The sequence below is a fragment of the Micromonospora sp. LOL_025 genome, from assembly GCF_048060285.1.
GTDB lineage: Bacteria > Actinomycetota > Actinomycetes > Mycobacteriales > Micromonosporaceae > Micromonospora.
The window spans coordinates 59,425-84,971 of record NZ_JBHMIR010000007.1; the positions used below are offsets into that span (position 1 = coordinate 59,425).

Annotated in this window: 26 protein-coding genes; 12 read left to right on the forward strand and 14 right to left on the reverse strand. The window is 75.5% G+C overall.

What is annotated here, in order from left to right; all coding sequences use genetic code 11:
• Positions 1-11 precede the first annotated feature (11 nt).
• Positions 12-992, forward strand: coding sequence for a helix-turn-helix domain-containing protein (locus ACFHW0_RS11960; RefSeq protein WP_416607363.1), 981 nt, complete (start codon positions 12-14; stop codon positions 990-992).
• A 218-nt stretch (positions 993-1,210) separates the two neighbouring features.
• Here the strand turns inward: ACFHW0_RS11960 and ACFHW0_RS11965 are convergent, their stop codons facing one another.
• Genes ACFHW0_RS11965 through ACFHW0_RS12000 form a run of 8 tightly spaced genes read right to left on the reverse strand, consistent with a single transcriptional unit; the run spans position 1,211 to position 9,859 of the window.
• A complete protein-coding gene (locus ACFHW0_RS11965; RefSeq protein WP_416607364.1) occupies positions 1,211-2,194 on the reverse strand; it encodes a DNA topoisomerase IB in 984 nt (327 codons plus the stop codon).
• The gene (locus ACFHW0_RS11970) at positions 2,178-3,131 is read right to left on the reverse strand and encodes a glycosyltransferase family 9 protein (protein ID WP_416607365.1); all 954 of its coding nucleotides are present in this window, start codon (positions 3,129-3,131) and stop codon (positions 2,178-2,180) included. Before ACFHW0_RS11970 ends, ACFHW0_RS11965 begins: the two co-directional genes overlap by 17 nt.
• Positions 3,128-3,829, reverse strand: coding sequence for an SDR family oxidoreductase (locus ACFHW0_RS11975; protein WP_416607366.1), 702 nt, complete (start codon positions 3,827-3,829; stop codon positions 3,128-3,130). The genes ACFHW0_RS11970 and ACFHW0_RS11975 overlap by 4 nt, the downstream gene beginning before the upstream one ends.
• Entirely contained in the window at positions 3,826-5,403 is a 1,578-nt protein-coding gene (locus ACFHW0_RS11980) for a PfkB family carbohydrate kinase (RefSeq protein WP_416607367.1), read from the reverse strand. Before ACFHW0_RS11980 ends, ACFHW0_RS11975 begins: the two co-directional genes overlap by 4 nt.
• Positions 5,404-5,416: 13 nt before the next feature.
• Complete coding sequence (locus ACFHW0_RS11985; RefSeq protein ID WP_416607518.1) at positions 5,417-6,055, reverse strand: D-sedoheptulose-7-phosphate isomerase; 639 nt, start codon at positions 6,053-6,055, stop codon at positions 5,417-5,419.
• Positions 6,052-7,269, reverse strand: coding sequence for a glycosyltransferase (locus ACFHW0_RS11990; protein WP_416607368.1), 1,218 nt, complete (start codon positions 7,267-7,269; stop codon positions 6,052-6,054). The genes ACFHW0_RS11985 and ACFHW0_RS11990 overlap by 4 nt, the downstream gene beginning before the upstream one ends.
• A complete protein-coding gene (locus ACFHW0_RS11995) occupies positions 7,254-8,231 on the reverse strand; it encodes a glycosyltransferase (RefSeq protein WP_416607369.1) in 978 nt (325 codons plus the stop codon). The genes ACFHW0_RS11990 and ACFHW0_RS11995 overlap by 16 nt, the downstream gene beginning before the upstream one ends.
• On the reverse strand, positions 8,228-9,859 hold the full coding sequence (locus ACFHW0_RS12000) for an HAD-IIIA family hydrolase (protein ID WP_416607370.1): 1,632 nt from the start codon (positions 9,857-9,859) through the stop codon (positions 8,228-8,230). Before ACFHW0_RS12000 ends, ACFHW0_RS11995 begins: the two co-directional genes overlap by 4 nt.
• A 285-nt stretch (positions 9,860-10,144) precedes the next feature.
• Between ACFHW0_RS12000 and ACFHW0_RS12005 the strand changes: the two genes are divergently transcribed.
• The 3 genes from ACFHW0_RS12005 to ACFHW0_RS12015 all read left to right on the forward strand — a co-directional run bounded on the left by ACFHW0_RS12005 (position 10,145) and on the right by ACFHW0_RS12015 (position 12,457).
• Positions 10,145-10,573, forward strand: coding sequence for an SRPBCC family protein (locus tag ACFHW0_RS12005; RefSeq protein ID WP_416607371.1), 429 nt, complete (start codon positions 10,145-10,147; stop codon positions 10,571-10,573).
• Complete coding sequence (locus ACFHW0_RS12010; RefSeq protein ID WP_416607372.1) at positions 10,570-11,571, forward strand: SDR family oxidoreductase; 1,002 nt, start codon at positions 10,570-10,572, stop codon at positions 11,569-11,571. The genes ACFHW0_RS12005 and ACFHW0_RS12010 overlap by 4 nt, the downstream gene beginning before the upstream one ends.
• A gap of 118 nt (positions 11,572-11,689) precedes the next feature.
• On the forward strand, positions 11,690-12,457 hold the full coding sequence (locus ACFHW0_RS12015; RefSeq protein ID WP_357878309.1) for a polyprenol monophosphomannose synthase: 768 nt from the start codon (positions 11,690-11,692) through the stop codon (positions 12,455-12,457).
• A gap of 623 nt (positions 12,458-13,080) precedes the next feature.
• Here the strand turns inward: ACFHW0_RS12015 and ACFHW0_RS12020 are convergent.
• Positions 13,081-14,685 carry a phytoene desaturase family protein gene (locus ACFHW0_RS12020; protein WP_416607373.1) on the reverse strand — a complete coding sequence of 535 codons (1,605 nt, stop codon included), beginning with the start codon at positions 14,683-14,685 and terminating at the stop codon, positions 13,081-13,083.
• 70 nt (positions 14,686-14,755) lie between these two features.
• Between ACFHW0_RS12020 and ACFHW0_RS12025 the strand changes: the two genes are divergently transcribed.
• Positions 14,756-16,189, forward strand: a complete 1,434-nt coding sequence (locus ACFHW0_RS12025) for an aldehyde dehydrogenase family protein (protein WP_416607374.1) — start codon at positions 14,756-14,758, stop codon at positions 16,187-16,189.
• 63 nt (positions 16,190-16,252) lie between these two features.
• Here ACFHW0_RS12025 and ACFHW0_RS12030 read toward each other — a convergent pair whose 3' ends face one another.
• Positions 16,253-16,654, reverse strand: coding sequence for a ChaB family protein (locus tag ACFHW0_RS12030; protein WP_089001082.1), 402 nt, complete (start codon positions 16,652-16,654; stop codon positions 16,253-16,255).
• 160 nt (positions 16,655-16,814) lie between these two features.
• On the opposite strand from ACFHW0_RS12030, the gene ACFHW0_RS12035 reads away from it, so the two are divergent.
• The 4 genes from ACFHW0_RS12035 to ACFHW0_RS12050 all read left to right on the forward strand — a co-directional run bounded on the left by ACFHW0_RS12035 (position 16,815) and on the right by ACFHW0_RS12050 (position 19,152).
• Complete coding sequence (locus tag ACFHW0_RS12035; RefSeq protein WP_416607375.1) at positions 16,815-17,795, forward strand: YihY/virulence factor BrkB family protein; 981 nt, start codon at positions 16,815-16,817, stop codon at positions 17,793-17,795.
• A 72-nt stretch (positions 17,796-17,867) separates the two neighbouring features.
• The gene (locus tag ACFHW0_RS12040; protein ID WP_132235968.1) at positions 17,868-18,284 is read left to right on the forward strand and encodes a DUF2795 domain-containing protein; all 417 of its coding nucleotides are present in this window, start codon (positions 17,868-17,870) and stop codon (positions 18,282-18,284) included.
• A gap of 52 nt (positions 18,285-18,336) precedes the next feature.
• A complete protein-coding gene (locus tag ACFHW0_RS12045) occupies positions 18,337-18,798 on the forward strand; it encodes an SRPBCC family protein (protein WP_121395469.1) in 462 nt (153 codons plus the stop codon).
• 93 nt (positions 18,799-18,891) lie between these two features.
• Positions 18,892-19,152: a hypothetical protein gene (locus ACFHW0_RS12050; protein WP_089003578.1), complete on the forward strand. Its 261-nt coding sequence runs from the start codon at positions 18,892-18,894 to the stop codon at positions 19,150-19,152.
• Between the two features lie 125 nt (positions 19,153-19,277).
• Here the strand turns inward: ACFHW0_RS12050 and ACFHW0_RS12055 are convergent, their stop codons facing one another.
• Positions 19,278-20,486: an MFS transporter gene (locus ACFHW0_RS12055; RefSeq protein ID WP_416607376.1), complete on the reverse strand. Its 1,209-nt coding sequence runs from the start codon at positions 20,484-20,486 to the stop codon at positions 19,278-19,280.
• Between the two features lie 154 nt (positions 20,487-20,640).
• Between ACFHW0_RS12055 and ACFHW0_RS12060 the strand changes: the two genes are divergently transcribed.
• On the forward strand, positions 20,641-20,856 hold the full coding sequence (locus ACFHW0_RS12060; protein WP_416607377.1) for a hypothetical protein: 216 nt from the start codon (positions 20,641-20,643) through the stop codon (positions 20,854-20,856).
• Positions 20,857-20,897: 41 nt separating this feature from the next.
• Here ACFHW0_RS12060 and ACFHW0_RS12065 read toward each other — a convergent pair whose 3' ends face one another.
• On the reverse strand, positions 20,898-21,461 hold the full coding sequence (locus ACFHW0_RS12065; protein ID WP_416607378.1) for a TetR/AcrR family transcriptional regulator: 564 nt from the start codon (positions 21,459-21,461) through the stop codon (positions 20,898-20,900).
• Positions 21,462-21,535: 74 nt separating this feature from the next.
• Between ACFHW0_RS12065 and ACFHW0_RS12070 the strand changes: the two genes are divergently transcribed.
• Entirely contained in the window at positions 21,536-23,305 is a 1,770-nt protein-coding gene (locus ACFHW0_RS12070; protein ID WP_416607379.1) for an ABC transporter ATP-binding protein, read from the forward strand.
• Positions 23,306-23,454: 149 nt separating this feature from the next.
• Here ACFHW0_RS12070 and ACFHW0_RS12075 read toward each other — a convergent pair whose 3' ends face one another.
• Positions 23,455-23,904: a hypothetical protein gene (locus ACFHW0_RS12075; RefSeq protein ID WP_416607380.1), complete on the reverse strand. Its 450-nt coding sequence runs from the start codon at positions 23,902-23,904 to the stop codon at positions 23,455-23,457.
• A gap of 162 nt (positions 23,905-24,066) precedes the next feature.
• On the opposite strand from ACFHW0_RS12075, the gene ACFHW0_RS12080 reads away from it, so the two are divergent.
• Positions 24,067-24,444, forward strand: coding sequence for a DUF6401 family natural product biosynthesis protein (locus tag ACFHW0_RS12080; protein WP_416607381.1), 378 nt, complete (start codon positions 24,067-24,069; stop codon positions 24,442-24,444).
• A 138-nt stretch (positions 24,445-24,582) separates the two neighbouring features.
• Here ACFHW0_RS12080 and ACFHW0_RS12085 read toward each other — a convergent pair whose 3' ends face one another.
• Positions 24,583-25,449, reverse strand: coding sequence for a mechanosensitive ion channel family protein (locus ACFHW0_RS12085; RefSeq protein ID WP_121395479.1), 867 nt, complete (start codon positions 25,447-25,449; stop codon positions 24,583-24,585).
• Positions 25,450-25,547: the final 98 nt, after the last annotated feature.

Consider the following 25,547-nt stretch of genomic DNA (forward strand, 5'->3'; position numbering starts at 1 on the left):
CGGGGGAGCGGATGCTTCGGCGGATCACCGTCGACACCGAACAGGTGCCGGCGGCCGAACGCTTCGACATGTGGCTCGACCTCGTGGCGCGTACGGCCTCGCCGCTGCGGATCCGCACGGAGCACGCGCACGACTTCGCCGCCCGGGCGGAGATCGTCGAACTCGGCCCGATCCAGGTGGTCAACTACCGGTACCCGTCGCTGGAGGGCGTCCGGACGCCGAGGCTGGGGCGCGAGTCGGCCCCGGAGATCTACACGCTGGCGCTCACCGTCGACGGCGACGGCGCGGCCAGCCAGGCCGGCCGGAGCAGCGTGCTCGGGCCGCAGGAGTTCATCTTCTACGACGGGTCGCGGCCGCACGGGGTCCGGCACATCGGCGACGACGGCGGCCGCGAGCCGGCCCGGTCCGTCGTGGCGATCATCCCGCACGCCGCGTTGCCGCTGCCGCCGGACCGGCTGGCGCCCCTGCTCGGCGGCCGGATGTCGGGCACCGAGGGGATCGGCGCGCTGCTGGCCCAGTTCCTCCTCCAGATCGCCCACCACTCCGAGCAGTACCACGCCGCCGACGCCGCCCGGCTCGGCGCCGTCGGGCTCGACCTGGCGTCCACCATGCTCGGACGGCACCTCGTGGCCGAGGACGCCGTGCCGACCGAGGTCCGCCGGCGCGCGCTCGTCGCCCAGGCGCGGGCGTACATCCAGCGGCACCTCGGGGACGCGACGCTGAGCCCGCAGGTCGTGGCGGACGCGCACCACGTCTCGCTGCGTACGCTGCACCGGCTCTTCGAGGCCGAGGAGTCGACGGTCGCGTCGTACATCCGCGAGCTGCGGCTGGCGCGGTGCCGGCACGACCTCGCCGACCCCGGTCTGCGCGGCCAGCCGATCCAGGCGATCGCGGCCCGCTGGGGCTTCCCCGACAAGGCGCACTTCAGCCGGGTCTTCCGCAAGGCGCACGGCGTCGGGCCGCAGTCCTGGCGGGCCGCCCAGGCGGAATGAGCGGCACGGGAAGTCAACTCGGCGGCATCCACGGTCAACCCGGTCGGGGCAGACTGGCACCGAGGTGGCCGATCCCGCCCCGCCACGGCACCGGTCGGGATCGGACCGCCGACGAAGGCCGGTGGCGTGCCGCCCGCCGCCACGGGGGAGGCGGGCGGCCGCCCGGTGACCCGGCCCGGCCCCAGCGCCCCTCGCCGAGGACCGGCGCCGGGGCCGCGTCAGGCGTCCTCCAGCAGTTCGAGCACGATCCGCTCGGCCTTCTCGCGGGGCGTCGCGGGGTCCACCGGGGCCACCACGCCGTCGTGGAAGAGGTCGACCACGCGCGGGTCGACGTAGGACGTGCGGGCCACGGTGGCGGTGTTGCCGAGCAGCTCCGCGACGTCGCGCATCACCGCCGCGACCGCCCGCTTGCGGGCGGTCGCCGAGCGCGGCGGGCCCGCCGTCGCCAGTTCGGTCGCCGCCAGCACCGTGGCGTGCCAGGTGCGGAAGTCCTTCGCCGTCATCTCCCCGCCGCTGGCGTCCCGCAGGTACTCGTTGACCTCGTCGCTGCGCACGTCGCGCCAGTCCGCGCCGTCCCGGTAGCCGAACAACCGGTCGGCCGAGCGGCGCTGGCGGCGCAGGTTGACCAGCACCCGGCACAGCTCCGGATCCTCGATGCGACGCACCTGCTCGATGCCGCCCTTCGCGGGGAACTCGAACACCACGCAGCCGCCCCGGGACCGGGCGTGCTCGGGGCGCAGCGTCGAGACCCCGAACGTCGGGTCGTCGCCGGCCGCGTACTGGTCGCTGCCGACCCGGAACATCCCCATGTCCAGCAGCCGGGTCACCGTCGCCAGCACCCGGTCGCGGTGCAGCCCCCGGCCGGACAGGTCCCGCCCGACCCGCTCGCGCAGCACCGGCAGCCGGCGGGCCACCTCGAGCACGTGGTCGAACTTCGCCTCGTCGCGCTTCTGGCGCCACTTCGGGTGGTAGAGGTACTGCTTGCGCCCGGCCGCGTCGATGCCGGTGGCCTGGATGTGCCCGTTCGGGTACGGACAGATCCACACGTCCCGCCAGGCCGGCGGGATCACCAGCGCGCGCAGCCGGCCCAGCCGGTCGGGGTCGCGGACCGGTTGCCCGGACGGGTCCAGGAAGAGCCAGCCCCGACCGCGCCGGCGTCGCCCGTACCCCGGCCCGCCCGGATCACTACGCCGCAACCGCACCGGAGCCACGCACCGCCCGTTCCACCTCGTCCACGGCGGTCACCACGTCGTCGACACCGATGCCCGCCAACGTCGGGTGGCTTCCTACCCCGTCCCACCGGGGCCAGTCCCCCGCGCCCGCCCACAGCGCCCGGTGCCGGGGCCGGTCCGGCGGCGGACCCCACAGCGCCGGGGGGACCGGGCCGAAGAGCACCACCGACGGGGTGCGGTAGCCGGTCGCGAGGTGCGCGACGCCCGTGTCCCCGCTGACCACCAGCCGGGCGTACGCCACCAGCGCGGCCAGCCGGCCCAGGTCCGTCCGGCCGGCCAGCACCGCGTCGGCGGGCAGCCCCGCGGCGTCCGCGATCCGCTGCGCCGTGGCCCGCTCGTCGGGGCTGCCGGTGAGCACCACCCGGTGCCCCCGGGCGGCCAGTTCCCGGGCCAGCGCGGCGAAGCGTCCGGGCGGCCAGCGCTTCGCGGGGATCTTGGAGCCGGGGTGCAGCACGGTCGCGCCGGCCGGGGCGCCGCCGGAGGGCGGGCGCCGCAGGTCCAGGTCGGTGCGGTCGGCGGGGATGCCGTACCAGTCGAGGAGCCGGCACCAGCGGTCGACCTCGTGTTCGTCGTCGCGCCATTTCGGCCCGTCGTGGTGGCCCGCCCGCGGGCTGGCGTAGGCGAGCAGCCGGCCGGGGCGGGCGCCGGTGAGCAGGCGGTGCGACTCGGGGCCCCGGCCGTGCAGGTTCACGGCGACGTGCGGCGTCCGCAGGGCCGGGTCGGGGCGACCGAGCCCGTCCGTGGGCACCAGCCGGTCGACGCCGCCCACCAGGTCGACCAGCGGCGCCAGCCAGCCGGGGGCCGCCAGGACGAGGTCCCGGTCGGGGTGGGCCGCGCGCAGGGCGCGCAGGGCCGGCACGGCGGTGGCGAGGTCGCCGACGCCGAGGGCGCGCAGGGCGAGGATCACGGGTAGGAGGTCTCCTGGTCGGCGCAGACGACCATCTCGCGGACGGCGCAGCCGGCGGGTTGGGACAGCGCGAACATGACGGCGGCGGCGGTGTCGGCGGGGTCGTTCAGGACGGCGTCGGGACCGGGCCGGTACGCGGCGTCGCGGTCGTCGAAGAAGGCCGTGCGCATGCCGCCCGGAACGAGCAGCGTGACGCCGACCCTGCCGGCGAGTTCGGCGGCGAGGGCCCGGGTGAAGCCGACGACCCCGAACTTCGCGGCGCAGTAGGCGGTCGCGTCGGCGACCGCCTTGACCCCCAGCGTGGAGGCGACGGTGACGATGCTCCCCCGGGAGGTCTCCAGGAAGGGCAGGGCGGCCCGCACCACGGCCGCCGTGGCGAGCAGGTCCACGGCCACGATCCGGTCCCAGGTCTCGCCGGGCACGTCCGCCAGCTTCCCGGGCACGTCCATCCCCGCCGCGGTCACCACCGCGTCCAGCCCGCCCGAGCGCTCGGCGAGCTGCCGGGTGGCGGCCTCGGCGGCGCGGGTGTCGGCCAGGTCGCACTCCACCCACGGCACCCCGTCGGCGGGCGCCTGCCGGTCCAGCACCAGCGGTCGACCGCCGGCCCGGGCCACGGCCGCGACCACGGCGGCACCCAGGCCGCTCGATCCGCCGGTGACCAGCACGGTCCGCCCCGCGCCGGGCGGCCCGCCGCTCATCGGGTGCCCTCCGCCGTGCTCGGCCCCGCGGCGGGCCGGCCGGAGCGCGCCCGTGGGCGCTCGCCGCCGGAGGGCGCCGAGGCTCCACCGGGGGCGGGGCCGGGTGGCGGCGCACAGGTCGGTGGCACGGTGCCGGTGAGCGGCGGCCCGACCGCGACGGCGGTACCGGTCGACCGGGCGGTGGCGATCAGCCCGGTCGTGGAGCGGCCGTCCAGGTACGGCACCACCACGGCGTTGCCGCCCCAGCGGCGCAGGACCTCCGCCTCGGGCAGAGCGGGCTCGCCGCCGTCGCCGGCGTAGTCGCCACCCTTCACCCAGACGTCCGGCCGCAGCCACGACAGCGCCGCGTGCGGGGTGGCCTCGTCGAAGATCATGACCGCGTCGACGCAGCTCAGCGCCGCGAGCAGCCGGGCCCGGTCGCCCTGCGGGATCACCGGGCGGTCCGCGCCCTTCAGCCCCGTCACGCTCGCGTCGGAGTTGAGGCAGACCACCAGGCAGTCGCCGAGCTGCCGGGCGGCCTGCAACGTCGCCACGTGCCCGGCGTGCAGCAGGTCGAAGCAGCCGCCGGTGGCCACCACCGTCCCGCCGGACGCGCGTACCGCCGACACCACGCCGGCGGCCGCGGCCACGCCGACGCGCTCGCCGCCGGGGCCGGAGACCGCCGGCGGCAGCGGACGCACCGGCCGCGGCAGCGCCGTCGCCACTCCCCCGCCGGCCACGTACGCCGACGCCTCGGCGACCGCCTCCTGAACCGCCTCCGAGACCAGCGCCCCCCGGGCCAGGGCGAGGCCGGCGGTGGCCGCGAACCGGTCACCGGCCCCGCAGGTGTCCCCCTCGGCGGTGGCCGGGGCGGGCACCACCATCGGCGTCGCGCCGGCGTGGCAGAGCAGCGCGCCGTCCCCGCCCAGGGTCACCGCGACCGCGCCGGCGCGCCAGCGCTGGCGCAGCCCCTGCGCGCCCCGCGCCGCCGTCGCCAGCCGGGTCGCCCCCGGCGCGACGGTGACCAGCTCCCGCACCTCGGACTCGTTGGGCGTCACCAGGTGCACCCCCGGGACGGCCGCCGGCCCCCGCGGGTGCGGGTCCCAGACCACCGGCGCCCGGGTCGCGGCGAGGGCCGCCCGCAGCGCGGGCTGCCGGGCGACGCCCCGGCCGTAGTCGCTGACCAGCACGGCGGAGGCCCGGGCGATCACCCGCAACACCGCCTCGGACGGCTCGCCCGGCGTAGCGGCCGCCCCGCCCCGGTCGTGGCGCAGCAGCACCCGGCCCCGGGCGCGCAGCCGGACCTTCTCCGGCGTGCCGCCACGCAGCCCGAGGGGATACACCTGCACGCCCGCGTCGGTGAGCAGCGAGGCGAGCCGGGCACCTCCCGCGTCGTCCGCCAACGCGGTCACCAGCACCACCTCGGCGCCCTGCGCGGCGGCGAACACCGCGGCCAGCCCGGCGCCACCGGGCCGGTCGACGTGCGCGGTCTCGTCCAGCACCGGCACGGGCGAGTCCGGGCAGAGCCGGTTCACCACCCCCTCGACGTCCCGGTCCAGCAGGGTGTCACCGACCACCACGACGGGTCCCCTCACGCTTCCCCCCTCATCACGCCTGGACCTGCTGACCTGCGCCGCCGTCGAGCACCACCTCGACCCCGGTCCGTACGGGCGCGGCGGGCAGCGCCCGCTCGACGTACTCGCAGAGGAGGTGGCTGGTCACGAGATGGAGTTCCTGGACGACCTGGCTGTCGGGTGAGCCGACGGCGAGGACGTCGTGGCACAGCTCCGCCAGGGGGTTGGGGGCGGGACCGGTGAGGGCCCAGCAGGTGAGTCCGCCGTCGCGGCCGGCACGGGCGGCGGCGAGCAGGTTGGCGCTGGTGCCGCTGGTCGACAGCAGCAACAGGACGTCGCCGTGGCGGCCGTGGGCGCGTACCTGGCGGGCGAAGACCTCGTCGTAGCCGTAGTCGTTGCCGATGGCGGTCAGCGCGGAGGTCTCCGCGTGCAGCGCGATGGCGGACAGGGGCTGACGGTCGTCGCGGAGCTTCCCGACGAGTTCGGCGGTGAGGTGCTGGGCCTCGGCGGCGCTGCCGCCGTTGCCGGCGACCAGCAGCCGGCCGCCGTCGACCAGCCGACGCGCGAGGGCCTCGCCCCACCGGGCCAGCAGCGTCTCGTGCGCCCGGAAGGGCACCAGCGCCGCCGCCAGGTTCGTCAGGTGCGTGTCCAGCGGCGTGGGCGCCACCATCAGGCCACCACCCGGGTCGGCCGGCGGACCGCCGCCACGTCGCCGTAGACCTCCACCAGCCGCTCCGCGGTGGCCGCCCAGGAGTACCGGCGCCGGGCCCGTTCCCGGGCCGCCGTCGCGTACGCGAAGCGGCGGATCCGGTCGTCGAGCAGCCCCTGGATGGCGGCGCCCAGCGCACGGGGGTCCCGGGCCGGCACGAGGTCGCCGGTGACGCCCTCGACCACGGTGTCCTTGATCCCGCCGACGGCGGTGCCCACCACGGGCACACCGCACGCCATCGCCTCCAGCGGGGTGAGCCCGAACGGCTCGTACCAGGGGGCGGCCACCAGGACGTCGGCCGAGCGGTACCAGCGGCCCATCTCCTCGCGGGGCACCGCGCCGACCAGCCGCACCCGGTCGGCCACCCCGCAGCTGACCGCCAGGGCGCGCAGCCGGCGGGCGTACGGGTCGGTCTCCAGCAGGCCGGCGGGCGGGCCGCCGACCACCACGCACTCGGCCTCGGGCACGTACGTCATCGCCCGGACGACGGTCTGGAAGCCCTTGCGCTCGACCAGCCGGCCGACGGTCAGGATCCGCGGCCGGCCGTCCTCCCGCTCGGCGGTCGGCCCGAGCGGGGCGAAGGTGCCCAGGTTGACCCCGGACGGCACGACCGTCATCCGGGACCGGGGCACGCCCATCCGGACCAGCTCGCCGACCTCGTCCCGGCACTGGGCGATGACCCGGTCGACGGCCCGGCCCAGCTCCCGCTCGTAGCCGATGCGGCGGGCCGGGCTGGTGTCCTGCACGCCCTGGTGCCGCCGCTTGACCACCCCCAGGGCGTGGTACGTCTGCACGACCGGCACCCCGGTCTGCCGGCTGGCGGCCAGCGCGGCGAGCCCGCTCATCCAGAAGTGCGCGTGGATCACCTCGGGCATCCAGTCGCCGCCCCGCCACCGGTCGACCAGCCAGCGGCTGAACTCCCTCATGTGCGGCAGCAGAGCGTCCTTGGCGACCGGCTCGGCCGGCCCCGCCGGGACGTGCACCACGTCGTAGCCGTCGGCGCTGCGTACCGTGACCGGCAGGTCCACCGCGTCGCGGCGGGTGTAGACCCGCACGTCGTGTCCGGCGGCCGCGAGGGCTGCGGAGAGCTCGGCGACATGCGTGTTCTGACCGCCGGCGTCCTCGCCGCCCAGGATGGCGAGCGGGCTGGCGTGCTCCGAGATCATCGCGATGCGCATACTTCCTCCTCCAGCAGCCGGTCCCAGTCGGCGAGGAAACGGTCGAGGCCGTAGCGGTCCCGGGCGGCGACGCGGGCCCGTTCCCCCGCCCGGCGCGCCTCCGCCGGTTCGTCGACGAACCGGCGGGCGGCGTCGAGCAGGGTGTCGAGCCGGGTGGACAGCGCCCCCGCCCCGGGTGGCACCGCCATCGCCGCCTCGGTGGCGGCCAGCGCGACCACCGGCATCCCGATGGACATCGCCTCGATCAGGCTCAGCCCCAGCGAGGTCCACCGGCACAGGTGCAGGTACGCCCGCCGCCGCCCCAGCTCGGCGTGCATCCGGTGCTGGGGGACGTCGTCGTGGCTGGCCAGCCGGTCCGCCGGCAGGCCCAGGTGCTCGGCCAGCCCGGCCACCTTCATGCCGAAGACGTCCAGCGGGGCGATCTCGGCGAAGCGGGGCAGCAGGTCGGTGCCGGTGACCCGCCAGCGGCGTACCGGCTCGTTGATCACCACCGCGAGCCGGTCGAGTTCGCCGGTGTACTCGGCGGCGGGGGTGACGATGCCGTGGTCGACCACCGTCGTGCGGGTGGTGCCGGTGTCCCAGAACAGCTCGTTGAACCCGGTGACGTGGGCGATGAGCAGGTCGTCGCGGTCGGCCATGGGGTGCCGGCTGTCGGGCACGTCGCCGTCCTTGGGCGTGTTGTGCTCGACGTAGACGGCCGGGACGTCGCGGCCGGGCCGCCGGCCGAGCCACTGCTCGGCGAGGTCGATCTCCTCGGGGCGTTGCAGGACGACCAGGTCCACGTCCGCGGTGCGCAGCTGCTCGGGGGTCACCTCGACGGCCGTGTCGGGCCACGGGTAGGTGCGGGCGCGGCCGAGGCCGTACGGGTCCCGGTCCGGGGTGACGGGCACCAGGTACCGGTGCTTGCCGTGCACGAACGACGTGGTCCAGGAGCCGTGCACATGCCACAGGAGCAGGTTCATCGGCCACTCCCGCCGGTGCGGACCCCCGCCGGCACGCCGCCTGCCCGGCCGGCGACGGGCGGTGCCGGCCGGACCGGTGGGGCCACCCCGAGCAGCCGCAACCCGTCGAGCACCTGCCCGGGTTCGACGCCGCTGAGGCAGGGGTGCCCGGGCACCGGGCAGCGCGCGGCGCGGGTGTCCCGGCAGGCCGCCTCCGCGTCGCCGAGCCGCACCGTGGGCACCCGCCACGGCCCCCACTGCCCGAACGGGACCGTGGGGGCGAACAGGCTGACCACCGGCACCCCGTGGGCGGCGGCGAGGTGGGCGGGGCCGGTGTTGCCGACCACGACCGCGCCGGCGCCGGCGACCGTCGCGGCCAGCCCGGCGAGGGAGGTCCGCCCGCCCAGGTCGACGGCGACGTCGCCGGCCACCCGCGCGGTCAGCTCCTGCTCGTCGGGGCCGCCGGTGACCACCACCCGGTGGCCGGCGGCCGTCAGGGCGCGGGCGATGCGCGCGGCCAGCTCCGGCGGGCAGCCGCGGGCCTGCGCCGCCGAGCCGGGGTGCAGCACCACGTAGCCGGGCGCGCCGACCTCCGGCGGCGGCGCCTGCGCCGGACGCAGGCGCAGGGCGGGTCCGTCGTGGTCGCCGAGGGTGAAGCCGGCGGCGGCGGCGAGCGAGAGCGCGCGCTCCGGTTCGGGTACGCCGGCCGGCACCCGGTGCCGGACGTCGAGCAGGCTGCCCGGGTAGTCGTCGCTGATGGCGCTCACGCGTCGGACCCCGGCCAGGCGCAGCAGCAGGGCCAGGGGCAGGGGCGACTGGTGGAAGCTGGTGAAGACGACCGCCTCGTCGGCGTTCACGGCGGCCAGCCGGTCGGCGAGCTGACGCATGTCGGCGGGGTCGACGGGGTCGGGCACGGGATCGATCCACGGCAGCCGGTGTTCGACGATCTCGTCGACGCCGGGCAGGAGTTCCGCCGCGGCGCGTCCCCGGGGCCCGCACAGCAACACCACCCGTTCGGCGGCGGCGGCGACGGCGCGGATGGCCGGCCCGGTCACCAGCACGTCCCCCGCCGAGTCGGCGCGTACCACCAGCACCGTCCCCGCCCGCCCCCGCCAGGCTCCCCGCGCCGTGGCCGGGCCGACCGCCGCCTGGCGACGCAGGATCTCCGCCACCGCCGCCGGCAGGTCGGGGGCGACCTGTGGCGCGGCGGCCACCTCCTGCGGGCGGGTCACCGGCGTGGGCACCAGGATCCCCGACGCGCCCGCGGCCGACGCCGCGACCATGTCCCGGCCGATGTCCCCCACCAGCACGCACCGCGACGGCACGGTGCCCAGCTCCCGCGCCGCGGCGTGCACCAGCCCGGGGGCCGGCTTGCGGCACCCGCATCCGTCGCCGTCGTCGTGCGGGCACACCAGCCAGGCGTCGAACGGCCCCAGCAGCCGCTCGACCCGGGCGTGCACCGCCCGCATCTGCGCCTCGGTGAACAATCCGCGGGCCAGGCCGGACTGGTTCGTGACCACCGCAAGCCGCAGGCCCGCCGTCCGCAACCGGTCCAGGGCGGCCCGTGCCCCCGGCACCGGCCGCACCTTCTCGGGATCGCCGTTGTACGGCACGTCCTCGATCAGCGTGCCGTCGCGGTCCAGCAGCACCGCGTCGAACAGGACGGGCCCGGACGCGGCCCCGTCAGCGCCGGCAAAAACCCGGGCTGACCTGCGCTGATCCGGCTCCACCTGGTCCTGTCGCACAGCCGGCGGGTTCCCGGCGCCCCGGGGAGTAAACGTCGTCTTGACCGCGCCCGCCGCGTCGTACGCCGGCGGCGTCGACACGCCGGCCCGCAGGTGCCGTTACCCGTCGCCCGGGAGAAGCTAACCCGCTGGCACCGTTAGCCCCGCCCACACCCGGGGTATGGGAGCGCAGTGGCGATTGTGGAGAAAGTGATCGAAGCTTCCCCGGAGCAGGTCTGGGCGGTGCTGGCGGACGGGTGGACGTACAGCGACTGGGTGGTCGGCACGGTGCACGTCCGCGACGTGGACGACGCCTGGCCCCGGGTGGGCAGCCAGTTGCACCACAAGGCCGGACCGTGGCCGTTCTCCCTGCACGACTCCTCGACGGTGCTGACCTGCGAGCCGCCGCGCCGGTTGGTCATCCGCGCCGGCCTCTGGCCGGCCGGGGAGGCCCTCGTGGTGTTCACCCTCGAAGCGGTCGGCACGGGCGCGACCCGCGTACGCATCGGCGAGGACTTCGCCGCCGGCCCGCTGCGCTGGGTGCGCAACAAGGTCAACGACCTGGTGCTGCACCAGCGCAACAAGGAGACCCTGACCCGGCTGGCCGACATCGCCGTGCGCCAGAAGGCGGACCGATGACGCAGACCGTGGTGGTCACCGGGGCGAGCGCCGGCGTGGGACGGGCGGTCGCCCGCCGGTACGCCGAGCGCGGCGCCCGGCTCGCGCTGCTCGCCCGCGGCGAGGCCGGGTTGGCCGCGGCGGAGCGCGACTGCCGGGAGCTGGGCGCCTCGGAGGTGCGCACCTACCGGGTGGACGTGGCCGACGCGGGGGCGGTGCTGCGGGCCGCCGACGACGTGGTGCACCGCTTCGACGGCATCGACGTGTGGGTGAACAACGCGATGGTCTCGGTCTTCGCCCCGGCCTGGGAGATCCCGGCCACCGAGTTCCGGCGCGTCACCGAGGTCAACTACCTCGGCACCGTGCACGGCACCCTCGCGGCGCTGCGGCACATGCGCGCCCGTGGCCGGGGCGCGATCGTGCAGGTCGGCTCCGCGCTGGCCTACCGCGGGATCCCGTTGCAGTCGGCGTACTGCGCGAGCAAGCACGCCGTCCAGGGCTTCAACGACTCCCTGCGGGCGGAGCTGCTGCACGACTGTCCGGGTGTGAAGCTGTCGATGGTGCAGCTACCGGCGATCAACACCCCGCAGTTCTCCTGGGTACGCACCCGGCTGCCCCGGCACCCCCAGCCCGTACCGCCGATCTTCGCACCCGAGGTGGCCGCGCGGGCGATCGTCTGGGCGGCCGACCACGGGCCGCGCGAGCTGAACGTGGGCGGACCGACCTGGCGGGCCCGGCTCGGCGACATCGTCGCGCCCGGCCTGCTCGACCGGAAGCTGGCACGCGACGGCTACGACAGCCAGCAGACCGAGACCCCGATCGACCCGGCCGCCTGGCGGGACAACCTGGACCGTCCCGGGGACGACGAACGGGACCGGGGCGCGGAGGGCGTGTTCACCGACCGGGCCCGTGGCCACTCGGCCGCCCTGTGGATCGGTACGCACAAGCCGGCCGTCTCCGGCGTCGCCCTGGCCGGTCTGGCGGTGGCCCTCACCGCGCTGGCCCGTCGCCTGCGCTGACCCGACATTCGTCCTCGTCGGGGGCGAAGACGGGGCGGTAGGGGTGGCCTTTTCGACCCGGATGTGGCAACTGGCTACGCTCTCAGGGAGCCCTGTCCGCCGACCGAGGATGTCCGACATGATCGAACCCGTGCAGTTGCCCGTGCCGTGGCGGGACGCACGCCTGACCGTCGTGGTTCCCACCTACAACGAGGCGGGCAACCTCCCGGTGCTGGTCGAGCGGCTGCTGGCCCTGCCGCTGCCGGGCCTGAAGATCCTGGTCGCCGACGACAACTCGCCGGACGGGACGGGTGAGGTGGCGGACAAGCTGGCCATCGAGCACCCCGACCGGGTCGAGGTGGTGCACCGGGCCGGCAAGGAGGGCCTCGGCCGGGCCTACGTGGACGGCATCGGGCGCGCCCTCGACGGCGGCGCGGAGTACGTGGCGCAGATGGACGCCGACCTGTCGCACCCGCCGGAGGCGCTGCCGGGCATGCTCGGCGCCCTGCTCTCCACCCAGGCCGGCGTGGTGATCGGCTCCCGGTACGTGCCGGGCGGCGAACTGGACGAGAACTGGCCGCTCTACCGGCGGGCGCTCAGCGGCTGGGCCAACCTCTACGTGCACACGTTGCTGCGGGTCCGCATCCGCGACCTCACCGCCGGCTTCAAGATCTGGCGGGCGGACGCGCTGCGCGACATCGGCCTGGAGCGGGTGCAGTCCAACGGCTACAGCTTCCAGGTGGAGATGCACTACCTGGCCACCAAGCTGGGGCACACCATCCTGGAGGTGCCGATCCGCTTCGAGGAGCGGCGCGACGGCGCCTCCAAGATGACCACCGCGACCAAGATCGAAAGCGCGCTGATGCCCTTCAAGCTGCGCAGCAAGCACCGCAACATCGAGCGCTGACCCGGCCGATCCCCGCCCCGCCCCGCCCCGCCCCGCCCACGTCCTGCGTCTGCCCTGCCCCGGTCCGGTTCAGCGGGCCGCGCCCGGGGCGGCGCGCGAGCGACGGCCGGGCGGGGGCGCGGTCGGGCGGGAGCGGCGGCCCGGCCGGGGGCGCAGCCGAGCGGGAGCGGCGGGTGGGCTGGCGGGCGGAGCGCCGGGCGAGCGAAGGACCTTGAGCTTGGGCCGCGCCGCCGCACGGCACGTGTGATCACCTGGCAGGCGATTGCGCAGCGTAGTCCTCACCGCCTGTGACCGTTCGTGCTGCCCTCGGATTCCCGCTCTCCGCCCTTTGCTTTGCAGCCACGGGCGCACCACGTCGCTGACCTGGGGCTATCCCGCAACCGTGCGGCGGGCCAGCCCATCCGCCGCTACCCAGAGCCACCGTTGCGTATATGGCTGCAGAGCAAAGGGCGCGAGGAGCGACCCGCGCGGCCAACGTTCACCTCACTGTGCGTGAAGAGCCCCGCCCAACGCATCCGCCGTCGGGCACGCGCCCGTCCGGTGCCCCCGCAGGCAGGAGCACTGCCGTCCGACCTCCGGCGTCCGACCTCCGGCGCAGGCTTGCCGTCTTCGCCGTGCTGGCGTCAGCGGTAGACCGCGCGGTGCGCGGCGTCGATTCCGGCCGCGTACAGCGGGCCGGTGAGGGCGCGGTCGCGGGCCAGGGCGGCGCGGGCGGCGTTCGCGCCGGGCGCGCCGTGCACCCCGCCGCCCGGGTGCGCCGACGCGCTGGCCAGGAACAGCCGGTCGACCGGGGTGTCCGCGCGGCCCAGGCCGGGGATCGGGCGCAGGAACAACTGCTGGTACGCGGCGGCGGTGCCGCCGCCGAGCGCGCCGCCGACGAGGCTCGGGTCGCCCGCCTCCAGGTCGGCCGGCCCGGCCACGTGCCGCCCCACGATCAGGCTGCGGAAGCCCGGCGCGGCCTCCTCCAGCACCTGCTCCATCCGCTCGACGTGCGCGGCGATGTCCTCGGCCCGCCACTGCCGGCGGAACGGCAGGTGGGTGTACGACCAGAGCGACTCGGTGCCCGGCGGCGAGTGGCTCGGGTCTGCCACCGACATCTGCCCCAGCAGCAGGAACGGGTCGCGCGGGATCTCCTTCCGGGCCAGCGCGGCGGAGTAGCTGGTGAGGCCGTCCAGGTCCGCGCCCAGGTGCACGGTGCCGGCGGTGGCGACCGCCCGGTTGGTCCACGGCACGGGGGCCGACAGCGCCCAGTCCACCTTGAGCGTCGAGCCGTCCCAGCGGAAGTGCGCCAGGTCCTCCACGAGCCGGGGCGGCAGGACCGCCGCGCCGACCAGGTCCAGGTAGAGGGCGGGCGCGGGGACGTCGGCGAGCACCGCGCGGCGGGCCCGCCAGAGGGCGCCGCCGACGGTACGCACGCCCATCGCCCGGCCGCGCGCGGTCAGCACCCGGTCCACCTCGGCGCCGTAGAGAATCCGGCCGCCGCGCTCGGTCAGCCGGGCCACCAGCGCGTCGGTGATCTTCTGCGCGCCGCCGTCGGGCACCGGCCAGCCGACCTGCTGGCCGAGCATGGCGAGCAGCCAGCCGTACACGCCCGAACCGGCCTCCTCTGGCGACAGGTCGGTGTGCAGGGCGCAGCCGGCCAGCAGCACCGGGCCTCCCTCGCCCTCGAAGAGTTCGTCGCCGAGCTTGCGGACCGGCACCACCAGCCGCCGGGCCAGCCGCAGCGCCCCCGACACCCGCAGGCGGCGCAGCAGGGTCAGGCCCCCGCGCACCGGCGGGAACGGCGTGGTGATGGCCTCCAGCATCGGCTCGGCCACCTGGCGCCAGTCGTCGTACGCGTGCAGCCAGCGCTTGCCGTCGCCCGGCGCGAACGCCTCCAGCGAGGCCGCCGTGGCCTCCGGGTCGCGGTTGAGCACCGCCGCCCGGCCGTCGGGCATCAGGTGGGCCAGCACGTCCGGGGAGTGCCGCCAGCGCAGCCCGTACCGTTCGAGCCCCAACCCGCGCAGCACCGGCGAGGCGTAGCCGAGGGGATAGAAGGAGCTGTAGAGGTCGCTCAGGTAGCCGGGGGCCGTCACCTCGGCGGAGCGCACCGCCCCGCCCGGCGTGGCCGTGGCCTCCAGCACCAGCACGTCCCAGCCGGCGTCGGCCAGGAGATTGGCGGCGACCAGGCCGTTGTGGCCTGCTCCCACGATGACGGCGTCCGCGCTCTCCGCGCCGGGCGAACTCATCCGATCCGCCTACCCGGCCAGCAACCGGGCGAAACGCGTTTGCCGCGCCGGGGCCGGGGCATGCACTGCCATGTACACGGTTGCGCAGCTCATAGGCGGAGTGTGGGGCGCGGGCGGCGAGGGTGGCGAGTTGGTCGTACACGATCCGGCCGACGGCTCCCCGGTCAGCTCGGCGCCGGTGGCGACGGCCGACGAGGTCGGCAAGGCGGTGGAGGCGACGCGCGGCGTCGCGGCGGAGTGGGCGGCGACCGCCCCCGCGGACCGGGCGGCGGCCCTGCACCGGGCGGCGGACGCGGTGGCGGCGGCGGCCGACGACCTGGCCCGGGCGACGACGGCCGAGATGGGCAAAACCCTGTCGGACGCCCGGGGCGGTGTGGAGGCGGGGATCGGCACGCTGCGACAGTACGCGGAGCTGGCCCCGGTGCGTGGCGGACGGACCCTGCACGGCGGCACGCACGCCCTCGACTTCATGACGCCGCAGCCGCGCGGGGTGGTCGCCGCGATCACCCCGTGGAACGACCCGGTGGCGGTGTCCTGCGGGCTGCTCGGCGCGGCCCTGGTCACCGGCAACGTGGTGCTGCACAAGCCGAGCGAGCGCGCCCCGGCGACCGGCTGGCTGCTGGCGAAGGCGCTCGACTCCGCGCTGCCGCCCGGGGTGCTGTCGCTGCTGACCGGGGGCCCGGAGGTCGGCGCCGCGCTGGCCGCGCAGGAGGTGGACGTCGTCGCCCACGTCGGCTCCACCGCCACCGGGCGGGCCATCGCGGCCGCGGCGGCGCGGACCGGGGCGAAGGTGCTGCTGGAGAACGGCGGCAGCGACCCGCTCGTCGTGGACGGCGACGTCGACCCGGTGTGGGCGGCCGGGCAGGCGGCCCTCGGCGCGTTCGCCAACGCGGGGCAGATCTGCGTCGCGGTGGAGCGGATCTACGTGCACCGGGACGTCGCGGAGGACTTCACGCAGGCGCTGGTGGAGCGGGCCACGCAGTTGCGGACGGGTCCGGGCGGCGACCCGCGTACCGAGCTGGGGCCGCTGGTGGACCGGCGGCACCGCGACCACGTGCACGGGCAGGTGACCGCGGCGGTGGCCGAGGGCGCGCGGATCCGCACCGGCGGCACGCTGCCCGACGGACCGGGGGCCTTCTACCCGGCGACCGTGCTCACCGACTGCCGGCACGACATGACGGTGGTACGCGAGGAGACGTTCGGGCCGGTCGCCGCGATCGTCGCCGTCGACTCGTTCTCCGAGGCGCTGCGGTGCGCCGCGGACTCCCCGTACGGGCTGGCCGCGACGGTGCTGACCGGATCGATGAGTCACGCCCAGCGCGCCTGGCGGGAACTGCCGGTGGGCACCGTGAAGGTCAACGCCGTGTTCGGCGGGGCGCCCGGCGGTGCCGCGCACCCGCGCCGGGGCAGCGGGCACGGTTTCGGCTACGGGCCGGAACTGCTGGACGAGTTCACCGCGACGAAGGCGGTGCACATCGAGGCGCCCGGCGGCGGCCACTGGTGACGCACGCGCAGAGGCTGTCCGCTGGGCGCGGACAGCCTCTGCGTCGCGTACCCGGTGGCGGCCTCAGCGGCCGCGGGCCTTGGCGGTCTGGCGGTTGTTCGCCTTCTCGATGGCCTTGACCAGTTCCGGCTTCGTCATGGTCGAACGGCCGGGCACGTCCAGCTTGCGGGCCACCTTCATCAGGTGGTCCTTGGTGGCGTTGGCGTCCACTCCGCCGGCCGTGGGCGCGCGGCGCTCCGGCCCGCCGCCGGCCGCCTGGCGGTCGCTCGGCCCCTTGCGGCCCTTGGGCTCCCAGTGGTCGCCCACCTTCTCGAACTCGTGCTTGACGGCGGCGAAGGCGGTGCGGTGCGCCCGCTCCCCCTCGCCGTACGTCTCCACGGCCGAGTCGTGCGTCTTCTCCCAGGTGCGCTGCGCCTTCTTGGGGGAGCGTCGCAGCGTGCTGGGCAGTACCTCGCGCCCGGGCATCTCGTCCTCCTCCGCGTCGATGGGTTCTCCTTGACCGTTCCCCCGCCTCCGGTCGGCAAACCGGGAGGTCGGGTTTGTCGATTTCCGGCCAGGGGTACCGGCGGGCCAGGCGAAGCCGGATGCACCGGGTCATCCGGCGGCCGGGGCGCAGGGAGCGGGCATGACGACGACGGAACCCGGCGCGGTGCTCACCGGGCAGCGGCGACCGCGGCTCCCCCGCCGGGTACGGCAGCTGAGCTGGTCGACCTGGCGCGGGGTGCTGGTGCGCAGCGTGCGCAACTTCGTCAAGGACAACTGCGCGGACTGGGCCGCCGCGCTGACCTACTACGGGGTGCTCGCGCTCTTCCCGTCCACGATCGTGGTGGTCGCCCTGGTCGGGCTGGTGTCCAACGGCGAGCAGACGGTCGACACCGTGCTGGACCTGGCCCGGGACATGGGCGCCGGCTCGGTGGTGGCGAACGAGGGCTTCGTCGGCGTGGTCCGGGGCGTGGTCGACCAGAACGACTCGGCCAGCGTGCTGCTGAGCTTCGGTCTGCTCGGTGCGCTCTGGTCGGCCTCCGGCTTCATCGGGGCGTTCACCCGGGCCTCCAACGCCGTCTACGGGGTGGAGGAGGGGCGGCCGGTCTGGAAGCTGCGGCCCATGCAGATCGGCCTGGCGGCGATCTCGCTGGTGCTGCTGGCGGTCGTCGCCACCGGGCTGATCGTCAGCGGGCCGGTCACCGACGCGGTGGGCGACCTGATCAACGCCGGCGGGCTGGCGCGTACGGTGTGGAGCGTCGCCAAGTGGCCGGTGCTCGCGTTGATCGTGATGGTGCTGCTGAGCCTGCTGTTCTGGATCGCGCCGAACGTCCGGCAGCCGCGGTTCCGCTGGCTCACCCCGGGCGGCGCGGTCGCCCTGCTCGCCTGGGCCCTCGCCTCCTTCGGCTTCGGCCTCTACGTGGCCAACTTCGGCTCGTACGACGCCACCTACGGCAGTCTCGGGGCCGTGATCGCGTTCCTGGTCTGGCTCTACCTGTCCAACTCGGCGCTGATGCTCGGCGTGCAGATCAACGCGGAACTCCAGCGCGGCCGGGTGCTCCAGGCCGGCGGGCCGGACGCCGACGAGCCGGTCCTGCCCCCGAAGACACCTGCCACCACGTGACCCGCGCGGGTTTACCGGTCGCGCCGCCGGCCCGCCCGTTTACCGCGGGTGCCACCGGGTAGCGCAGAAGGCATGGAACGTGGCAGCAGCAAGCACGGACCGAGGGTCGACGAGCAGATGAGCCGGGAGGTCAGCGGCCTCGTGCAGGGGCCGGGGACCGGCGGCTCGCGGGTCGACGAGTCCCGTGTGCCGGAGCCGGCGGGTGAGGACCAGCCGGAGCCGACCACGGCCCCGGCCGGCGAACTGCGTACGGGCGCGCCCAAGGGGATGAGCTCCGAGGACGTCGAGCGACGCAGCCGGCTCGGCCGGTTCATCACGATGGCCGCCCTGCCCGGTGACCGGGAGACGCTGATCGCCAACGCGCGGGACAACGAGGCGCCGGCGGACATCGTCGCCGAACTGGAGCGGCTGCCCGAGGGCACCCGCTACCAGACGATCTCCGAGGTGTGGGCGGCGCTCGGCCACAAGAACGAGACGACGCGCTGGTGACCGGATCCCCGCACGATCCGACCCGTCACCGGCGGACGAAGGAGGATGCCTTATGAGTGGCGTTACCGAACACGTGGACGTCTCCGTCCCGGTGCGCACCGCGTACGACCAGTGGACCCAGTTCGAGGACTTCCCCCACTTCATGGAGGGGGTCCAGGAGGTCCGGCAGCTGACGGACACGATGACCCACTGGACGGTCGAGATCGCCGGGGTGAAGCGGGAGTTCGACGCCGAGATCACCGAGCAGCTCCCGGACGAGCGGGTCGCCTGGCGCTCCACGGGCGGCACCCAGCAGGCCGGCGTGGTGACCTTCCACCGGCTGGACCCGGACACCACCCGGGTCACGCTCCAGCTCGAGTTCGAACCGCACGGCGTGGTCGAGCAGGCCGGCGACAAGCTCGGCATCGTCGACCGGCGTGCGAAGGGCGACCTGGAGCGGTTCAAGCAGTTCATCGAGCGGCGCGGTCAGGAGACCGGCGCCTGGCGCGGCAAGGTCGACCGTCCGCAGCCCTGATTCCCCGCCCCCGGGTGTGAACCTCCGATGGCCGCCGGTCGCCCCGGCGGCCATCGTCGTTTGCGGGCACCGGGCCGGGGTACCGCGACTGGTATGACGGACGACGACAAGGTGTGGCGGGACGAGGAACGGACTCCGCTGCGGGAACTGGACCGGGCCGTCGCGCGGTCGACCCTGGACGGCCAGGCCGACGACGTGACGGGGAACGACGCCGGCGAGGAGGCGGCCTTCGGGCACGGCCCCGAGGCGGTGGACCGGGGCGGGCAGGCCGCCGGTGCGGGCCGGGAGCCGACCGACCCGGACCGCGCCTACCGGCCCTCGACGACCGGCCGGACCGGACCGGACACGATGTGAACCGCACGGCGCGGCGGGCGGACCCGGTTGGGTCCGCCCGCCGCGCCGCTCGACGCCACGGTCCGACCGCCCGGCGGCAGCCCGGGCGCTGAGGAGCCGGCCGCCGCGACGACGTGCCGGACCGCTCAGCGGGGCGTCGGGGCCGGCCGGCGGGTGCCGGCCGCGTGCAGGACGATCAGGCCCAGCGCGAGCACGACGAGCGCCGGCCCCAGCAGCTCGACCGAGGTGTTGCCCAGCAGCACCCCGATGCCGGCGGGCACCAGCGCGCCGCCCAGCCCGGCCGCGGCGATCTGGAGCCCGATGGTCCGGTCCGCGTGCGCCGCGCCGACCCGCTCGGCGGTGGTGAGGGTGAGCAGCGGGAAGACCGGGGCGGCGGCGAAGCCGACGACGAACAGCCCGGCCACCGCGACCCAGGCCGGTGCGGGCAGCGCGACCAGGACCGCGCCGACCGCCATCCCGACCAGGCTGCCCCGCAGCACCACCGCCGCGCCCAGCCGTTCGGCCACCACGCCCTGCACCACGCGCCCGACGAACAGGCTCCCCCAGTAGCCCGAGACGCAGACGCCGGCGACGGCAGCGCCGAGGCCCCGCCCCTCGGTCAGCAGCAGGAACGCCCAGAGCCCGGCGGCCACCTCGATGGCCACGTAGACGGCGAAGGCCGACGCGCCGAGCCAGACCGCCGGCAGGCGCAGCGTCTCGCGTACCCGCGTGACGGCCGGTGGGGCCACGGTCGCCTCCCCGGCGGCGGACCCGGCGGGCCTGCGGGCCGGGGCGCGGTCCCGCCACGCGCGCACGGTCAGCGCGAACGCGGCGGCCAGCGCGAGCTGGGCCCCCGCCACCAGGCCGTAGCCCCAGCGCCAGGAGAGTCCGGCGCTGAGCGCACCGGTCATGATCAACGGCCCGAGCGCCACGCCGAGGCCGAAGAACGCGTGCATCCAGTTCATGTGCCGGGGGCCGAAGGCGCCGGCCGCGTACGCGTTCAGGCCGGAGTCGATAGCGCCGGAGCCCAGGCCGAGCACCAGCGCGCAGCCCACCATCAGCACGAGCCCCGGGGTCAGCGCGTAACCGGTGAGCGCGAGGCTGGCCAGCAGCGTGCTGCCGGCGAGCAGCCAGCCGACGCCGAGCCGGGCCAGCGTGAAGCCGGCCAGCACGCTGGAGGTCAGGTAGCCGGCGGTGCCCGCGGTGAGCACGAGGCCGACGGCCTCGGTGGGTACGCCGAAGTCGGCCCGGATCGAGGGCCAGCCCACCCCGATCAGGCCGTCGGGCAGGCCGAGGCTGACGAAGGCGAGGTAGGCCAGCAGGAGCAGCGAGGCGCGGGGCCGGACGGTGGACACGGAGGACCATCCTGCCCCCCGCCGACGGCGACGCCGCGCGGCCTCCCCCGCTGGGACGAGGATTACAATCCGGACGGTCGAGGAAACGGACAGCTCATCCAGAATCGGCCGTTCGGCTGACGGCAAGCCCCGGGTCGCGCGCAAGACTTTCGGGATGCATCAGGGCTCCGGCATCCTCTCCACGCGTCAGCGCCGCCTGGCATGGCTCGGCTTTCTCCTCGCCGCGCTCCAGGCTCCCGTCTCCGCCAAGCTGGTCTCGGACGACTCCTGGTTGTTCAGCCTCTGCGTCGCGCTGATGGTGGCGACCGTGATCATCGCCGACGACGCGGCCCGGCGCCGCCCCCCGGCGGACGCCCGCTCGATGGACTGACGCGGCCGCCGGCGCGACGACATCCCGCCGCGCCGGCCGGCTCAGTCCGGCTTGACCGCGATCGCGCCGTCGACGGTACGCAGGATCAGGCGCAGCACCTCGTGCCGGGAGGCACCGGTCTCGGCCAGGTAGGCCCAACCGGCGTACAACTGGGACCAGATCAGGCTCTGCACCCACCCCTCCGGCAGCTCCGGGTCGATGGTGCCGTCGCGGTGCCCACGTTCGACCATCGCGACGAAGTCGGGGTCGCATCCGCCGTCGCCGGAACCGGCACCGGTCTCCGGCTCGGTGAAGATCAGCGAGAGCAGGCTGCCGAGGTCGAAGTACTCCTGGCAGAGCCGGCGCACGGCCGACGCACCGGTGCCCTCGGCCATCCGCGCCTGGGCGGTCGCCCGGTCGAGCCGGGCCCTGGCCTCGACGCCGACCGCCCCGAACAGGTCGGCGCGCTCGGCGAAGTAGCGGTGCAGCGTCGTACGCCCCACGTCGGCGGCGGCGGCGATGTCGCCCAGGGAGGCGGCGGGATTGCGCCCCCACACCTCGATCGCCGCGTCGACGATGGCCTGGCGGGTCCGGGCGCGACTGCCGGACACCTGCTGGTCGGTCACGTCGGCGAGGATACCAACACCTCGTTTCGGAATACTGATTGACCGGACTGGAACATCGATGTTCCATTCAGGGCATGACTTCTTCCATCCGGGCGCTCCCCCGGCTGCGCACGCTCGCCTCGTTCCTCGTTCCGCACCGGCGGACGATGCTCCTCGGCCTCGTGCTGGGGCTCGCCGCCAACGCGGCCGGGCTCGCGACGCCGATGGTCACCAAGTGGGTCCTGGACACGCTCGGCGCCGGCGAGTCGATGGCCCGCCCGATCGGTGTCCTGCTGGCGCTCGTCGTCGTCGGCGCGGCCGTCTCGCTGTGGCAGTGGCGGCTGCTCGGGACGCTCGCCGAGCACGTCGTGCTCGACGCGCGGGCCGCGATCGTCCGGCGCTACTTCCGGGCCCGCGTCGACGACCTGCGCCGGCGATCCACCGGCGAACTGGTCACCCGGGCCACCTCCGACACCCAACTGCTGCGCGAGGCGTCCGGCAGCATCGTCGGCCTGGTCAACGCCGGCATCGCCCTGGTCGGCACGCTCGTGCTGATGGGGGTGCTCGACTCCTTCCTGCTGGGCTGCACCCTGGCCGCCGTGCTGGTCGTCGCGGCGATCATGGGCGCGCTGATGCCCCGCATCGCCAAGGCGCAGGCCGCCGCGCAGGAGTCGACGGGCGCGCTGGGCGGCGCGCTGGAGGGGGCGCTGCGCGCGATCCGTACGGTCAAGGCCAGCCGGGCCGAGGCCCGGTTGACCGAGCGGATCCTCGCCGACGCCCGGCAGGCGGCGGCGCACAGCGTACGGGCCGCGCGGGTGACCGCCTCGGTCTGGACGATCGCCTGGACGGGGATCCAGCTCGCGGTGATCGCGATCCTGGGCATCGGCGCCTGGCGGGCCGAGCACGACCTGCTGGAGATCTCCAGCCTGATCGCCTTCCTGCTGTACACGTTCCAGCTGATGGGGCCGATCACCGAGCTGACCCAGAACACCACGGCGTTGCAGGCGGGGATCGCGGCGGCGGGACGGATCCGTGAGGTCGAGACCATCGCGACCGAGCCGGCGGGCCCGGCACCCGCCCCGGCGGACCGCGCGTCGACGCCCGACGCGGAGCAGCCGGTGCTCGTGTTCCGCGGGGTCACCGCCCGGTACGGGCCGGAGGCGCCGCCGGCGGTGCGGGACATCGACCTGGCCGTGCCCCGGCGGGGGCACACCGCGATCGTGGGGCCCTCGGGGGCCGGCAAGACCACGCTCTTCTCGCTGATCCTGCGCTTCCTCGAGCCCGAGCGGGGGCAACTGCTGCTCGACGGCCGCCCGTACGCGGCCCACGGGCACGACCAGGTACGGGCCCGGCTGGCGTACGTCGAGCAGGAGACGCCGGTGGTGCCCGGCACCATCCGCGACAACCTGCGGTTCACCCACCCCGACGCCACGGAGGAGGAGATCCGGGCGGTGCTGCGCGCCGTCCGGCTCGACGACAAGATCGACTCGTTGCCGGAGGGACTGGACACGTCGCTGTCGTCGACGGAGGTGTCCGGCGGGCAGCGCCAGCGCATCGCCCTGGCCCGGGCCATGCTGCGTACCCCCGACGTGCTGCTGCTCGACGAGGCGACCGCGCAGGTCGACGGGCTGACCGAGGCGGCGTTGCAGGAGTGCGTCCGGCAGCGCGCGGCGGCCGGCGCCGTGCTGACCATCGCGCACCGGCTCTCCACGGTGCTCGACGCCGACCGGATCGTGGTGATGGAGCACGGCCGGATCCGGGCCCAGGGCACCCACTCCGAGCTGCTGGCCGGCGACGACCTCTACCGCCGCCTGGTCGAGGCGCTGCGCATCGCGGCCGAGGAGCGCCCGGTCGCGGCGCACTGACCCGCACGCCGTCGCGGCGGGCCGGCACACGCCGTCGCGGCGCGCCGGCACACGCCGTCGCGGCGCGCCGGCACACGCCGTCGCGGCGCGCCGATCATGCGCCGTCGCGGCGGGCCGCCCGGCCCGTGCACGGCGGGGCGCCCCGCCGGCTAGCCCTCGCCGGCGGGGCGCGCCTCGTGCCCGGGTCGGCCCCGGCTGCGCCGCCGCTCCTTCATCTCCGCCTCGTAGAGGTGCCGGCGACCGCCGACCAGTTCCTCCCGGGCGGCCCGGTCCAGGTCGCGGAAGAGGGTGTAGTAGTTGTCGTCGAAGTCCTCGACGATCTGGAACGTCCACCGCCCGGCGATGACGTTGCGGCCCAGCAGGTCGGTGTCGATGCGGTCGGCGATCCGGTCGTGCCCGGCGGCGCGGAACATCTCCACGGCGTCGTCGAGCATCAGGTCGGCGTGCCCCACGAGCTGGTGCAGCGAGTAGAGGTGACCGCGGACCCGCTCGACGCACTCCAGGGCCTCGCTCAGCTTGCCCAGCGCCGCCACCGTCTCGTCGCTGACCCCGGCGGGCCTGCGGTGCCGCTCGTCCGGCCCGTCCTCGTGTCGTCCCATCCGTTCCTCCAGGTTTCGGCTGTGCCCGTCCGGGCGGTTCTCCTCCTGCCCCACCCGCGTCGGGTCAATCCCCGCGCCGCCCGCTGACCGTTCGGGGGAGGGTCAAAAACCCGCCGACCGGCCGAGGCCGACCCTGGTCACGGCCGGATAGCCTCGGTCACCATGCGTGTGCCGTTCACCCGGGTCGAGGCCCGTTCCGCCGCCAGTTCGGCGCGAGCCACCCTCGCCCTCCTGTCCGCCTCGGTCGGCGCCGAAGGGTTGGCCGCCGCCGCCGCGCGTCCGGGCCTGCTCGCCCTGGTCGACCAGCACGCCGCGGCGGTGCGGGAGAGCCTGGACGGCGACCGCCGGCCGCTGAGCGCCGCCGCGCTCGCCGGCTACGCGGAGGGCGTCCGCGCCGCCGCTCTGGAGCACGGCTGGCAGCCGCCGGCGGCGCCGGTGGACTGGTCCGCGCCGGACTGGCTGCTCACCCGGCTGCTCGCGGTCTGCGCGCTGACCCGCTCGCTCGGGGCCCCGGCGACCGCTGCGCTCCCGCTGGTCTGAACCGACGCCCCTCAAGGCCACGCCGGCCGGGCATCCCGCTGGTCTGAACCGACGCTCCAGGAGGCCGCGCCGGCCGGACACGCCGGAGGGGCGCCCGCACGTCCGCGGACACCCCTCCCCGTCCCGCTCACCGCCCGGTCAACGGCGGAACTGCTGGGTCTCGTCGCCCACGTTGCCCGACTGGTACGTGCCGCGCCCGCCAGCCGTCGCGGACTGCTGCCCGCGGGGCATGACCTCGGTGCGCTCGGCCGCCGTCCGGTCGGCCATCTGCCGGCCGACGTCGGTCTGACCGGCCTCCCGGGCCCGGCGGTGCTCCTGTACCGCCCGCGACTCCTCGGCCATCCGGTTCAGCCAGCCTTCCCAGCGGTTCTGCATCGGCCGCACCAGACCACCACCGACGCCGATGATCAGGATGCCGGCCACGGTGGCGAGCACCGCGATCAGCACCGGCGTGGTCACCGTGGTGGCGATGCCGACCTGGTTCAGTGCGGCGATCACACCCAGTGCGAGGATGAAGACCGCCACCAGGTCGGCCAGGATCTTGCCGTACGCGAGCCCGCCCAGCGCCCCGGTGACCAGATCCCGGACGGCGTTGGCGATCGCGGCGGCCACGACCACGATGACGATCGCCACGAAGGCGCGTGGCAGCCAGGCGACCACGCCGCTGATCAGGTCACTGATCGCGTTGGGTCCCCACACCCCGAAGGCGAACTGCAGGGTGAACAGCAGCACGGCGTAGTACGCCAGCTTCGCCAGGATGTCACTGGCGTCGTACTTCGTGCGTTCCAGCGCGCGCTTGATGCCGCCCCGTTCCACCGCCCTGTCGAAGCCGACCCGTTCCAGCGCCGCGTCCACGATCTTGAGCACGGCCCTGGCGATGAGCCATCCGACCACGAGGATCGCGATGAACGCGATGGCCCGCGGTATGAACAGCAGCACCGACCTCCACATGTCGGCCACGGCGTCGCCGATGTCGACCTGCCTGACCGCGAGGCTTTCCGGCATGATGTCCCTCCTGTCGCATGGACTGCGCCGCGCGCTTACCCGGTCACCGACGCCGCACGCCGTCCCGGTCCCCGAGTTTTTCCCGACATGTCCCCGCA

Bases quoted from the DNA above. Each gene is read 5' to 3' on its own strand.
- ACFHW0_RS12050 (WP_089003578.1), top strand. From the start codon at position 18,892: ATGACGGACGACGACAAGGTGTGGCGGGACGAGGAACGGACTCCGCTG.
- ACFHW0_RS11995 (WP_416607369.1), bottom strand. From the start codon at position 8,231: ATGAACCTGCTCCTGTGGCATGTGCACGGCTCCTGGACCACGTCGTTC.
- ACFHW0_RS12085 (WP_121395479.1), bottom strand. From the start codon at position 25,449: ATGCCGGAAAGCCTCGCGGTCAGGCAGGTCGACATCGGCGACGCCGTG.
- ACFHW0_RS12080 (WP_416607381.1), top strand. From the start codon at position 24,067: ATGCGTGTGCCGTTCACCCGGGTCGAGGCCCGTTCCGCCGCCAGTTCG.
- ACFHW0_RS11960 (WP_416607363.1), top strand. From the start codon at position 12: ATGCTTCGGCGGATCACCGTCGACACCGAACAGGTGCCGGCGGCCGAA.
- ACFHW0_RS11990 (WP_416607368.1), bottom strand. From the start codon at position 7,269: ATGCGCATCGCGATGATCTCGGAGCACGCCAGCCCGCTCGCCATCCTG.
- ACFHW0_RS11975 (WP_416607366.1), bottom strand. From the start codon at position 3,829: ATGAGCGGCGGGCCGCCCGGCGCGGGGCGGACCGTGCTGGTCACCGGC.
- ACFHW0_RS12035 (WP_416607375.1), top strand. From the start codon at position 16,815: ATGACGACGACGGAACCCGGCGCGGTGCTCACCGGGCAGCGGCGACCG.
- ACFHW0_RS12075 (WP_416607380.1), bottom strand. From the start codon at position 23,904: ATGGGACGACACGAGGACGGGCCGGACGAGCGGCACCGCAGGCCCGCC.
- ACFHW0_RS12030 (WP_089001082.1), bottom strand. From the start codon at position 16,654: ATGCCCGGGCGCGAGGTACTGCCCAGCACGCTGCGACGCTCCCCCAAG.
- ACFHW0_RS12060 (WP_416607377.1), top strand. From the start codon at position 20,641: ATGCATCAGGGCTCCGGCATCCTCTCCACGCGTCAGCGCCGCCTGGCA.
- ACFHW0_RS12020 (WP_416607373.1), bottom strand. From the start codon at position 14,685: ATGAGTTCGCCCGGCGCGGAGAGCGCGGACGCCGTCATCGTGGGAGCA.
- ACFHW0_RS12040 (WP_132235968.1), top strand. From the start codon at position 17,868: ATGGAACGTGGCAGCAGCAAGCACGGACCGAGGGTCGACGAGCAGATG.
- ACFHW0_RS12025 (WP_416607374.1), top strand. From the start codon at position 14,756: ATGTACACGGTTGCGCAGCTCATAGGCGGAGTGTGGGGCGCGGGCGGC.
- ACFHW0_RS12015 (WP_357878309.1), top strand. From the start codon at position 11,690: ATGATCGAACCCGTGCAGTTGCCCGTGCCGTGGCGGGACGCACGCCTG.
- ACFHW0_RS12010 (WP_416607372.1), top strand. From the start codon at position 10,570: ATGACGCAGACCGTGGTGGTCACCGGGGCGAGCGCCGGCGTGGGACGG.
- ACFHW0_RS12045 (WP_121395469.1), top strand. From the start codon at position 18,337: ATGAGTGGCGTTACCGAACACGTGGACGTCTCCGTCCCGGTGCGCACC.
- ACFHW0_RS12070 (WP_416607379.1), top strand. From the start codon at position 21,536: ATGACTTCTTCCATCCGGGCGCTCCCCCGGCTGCGCACGCTCGCCTCG.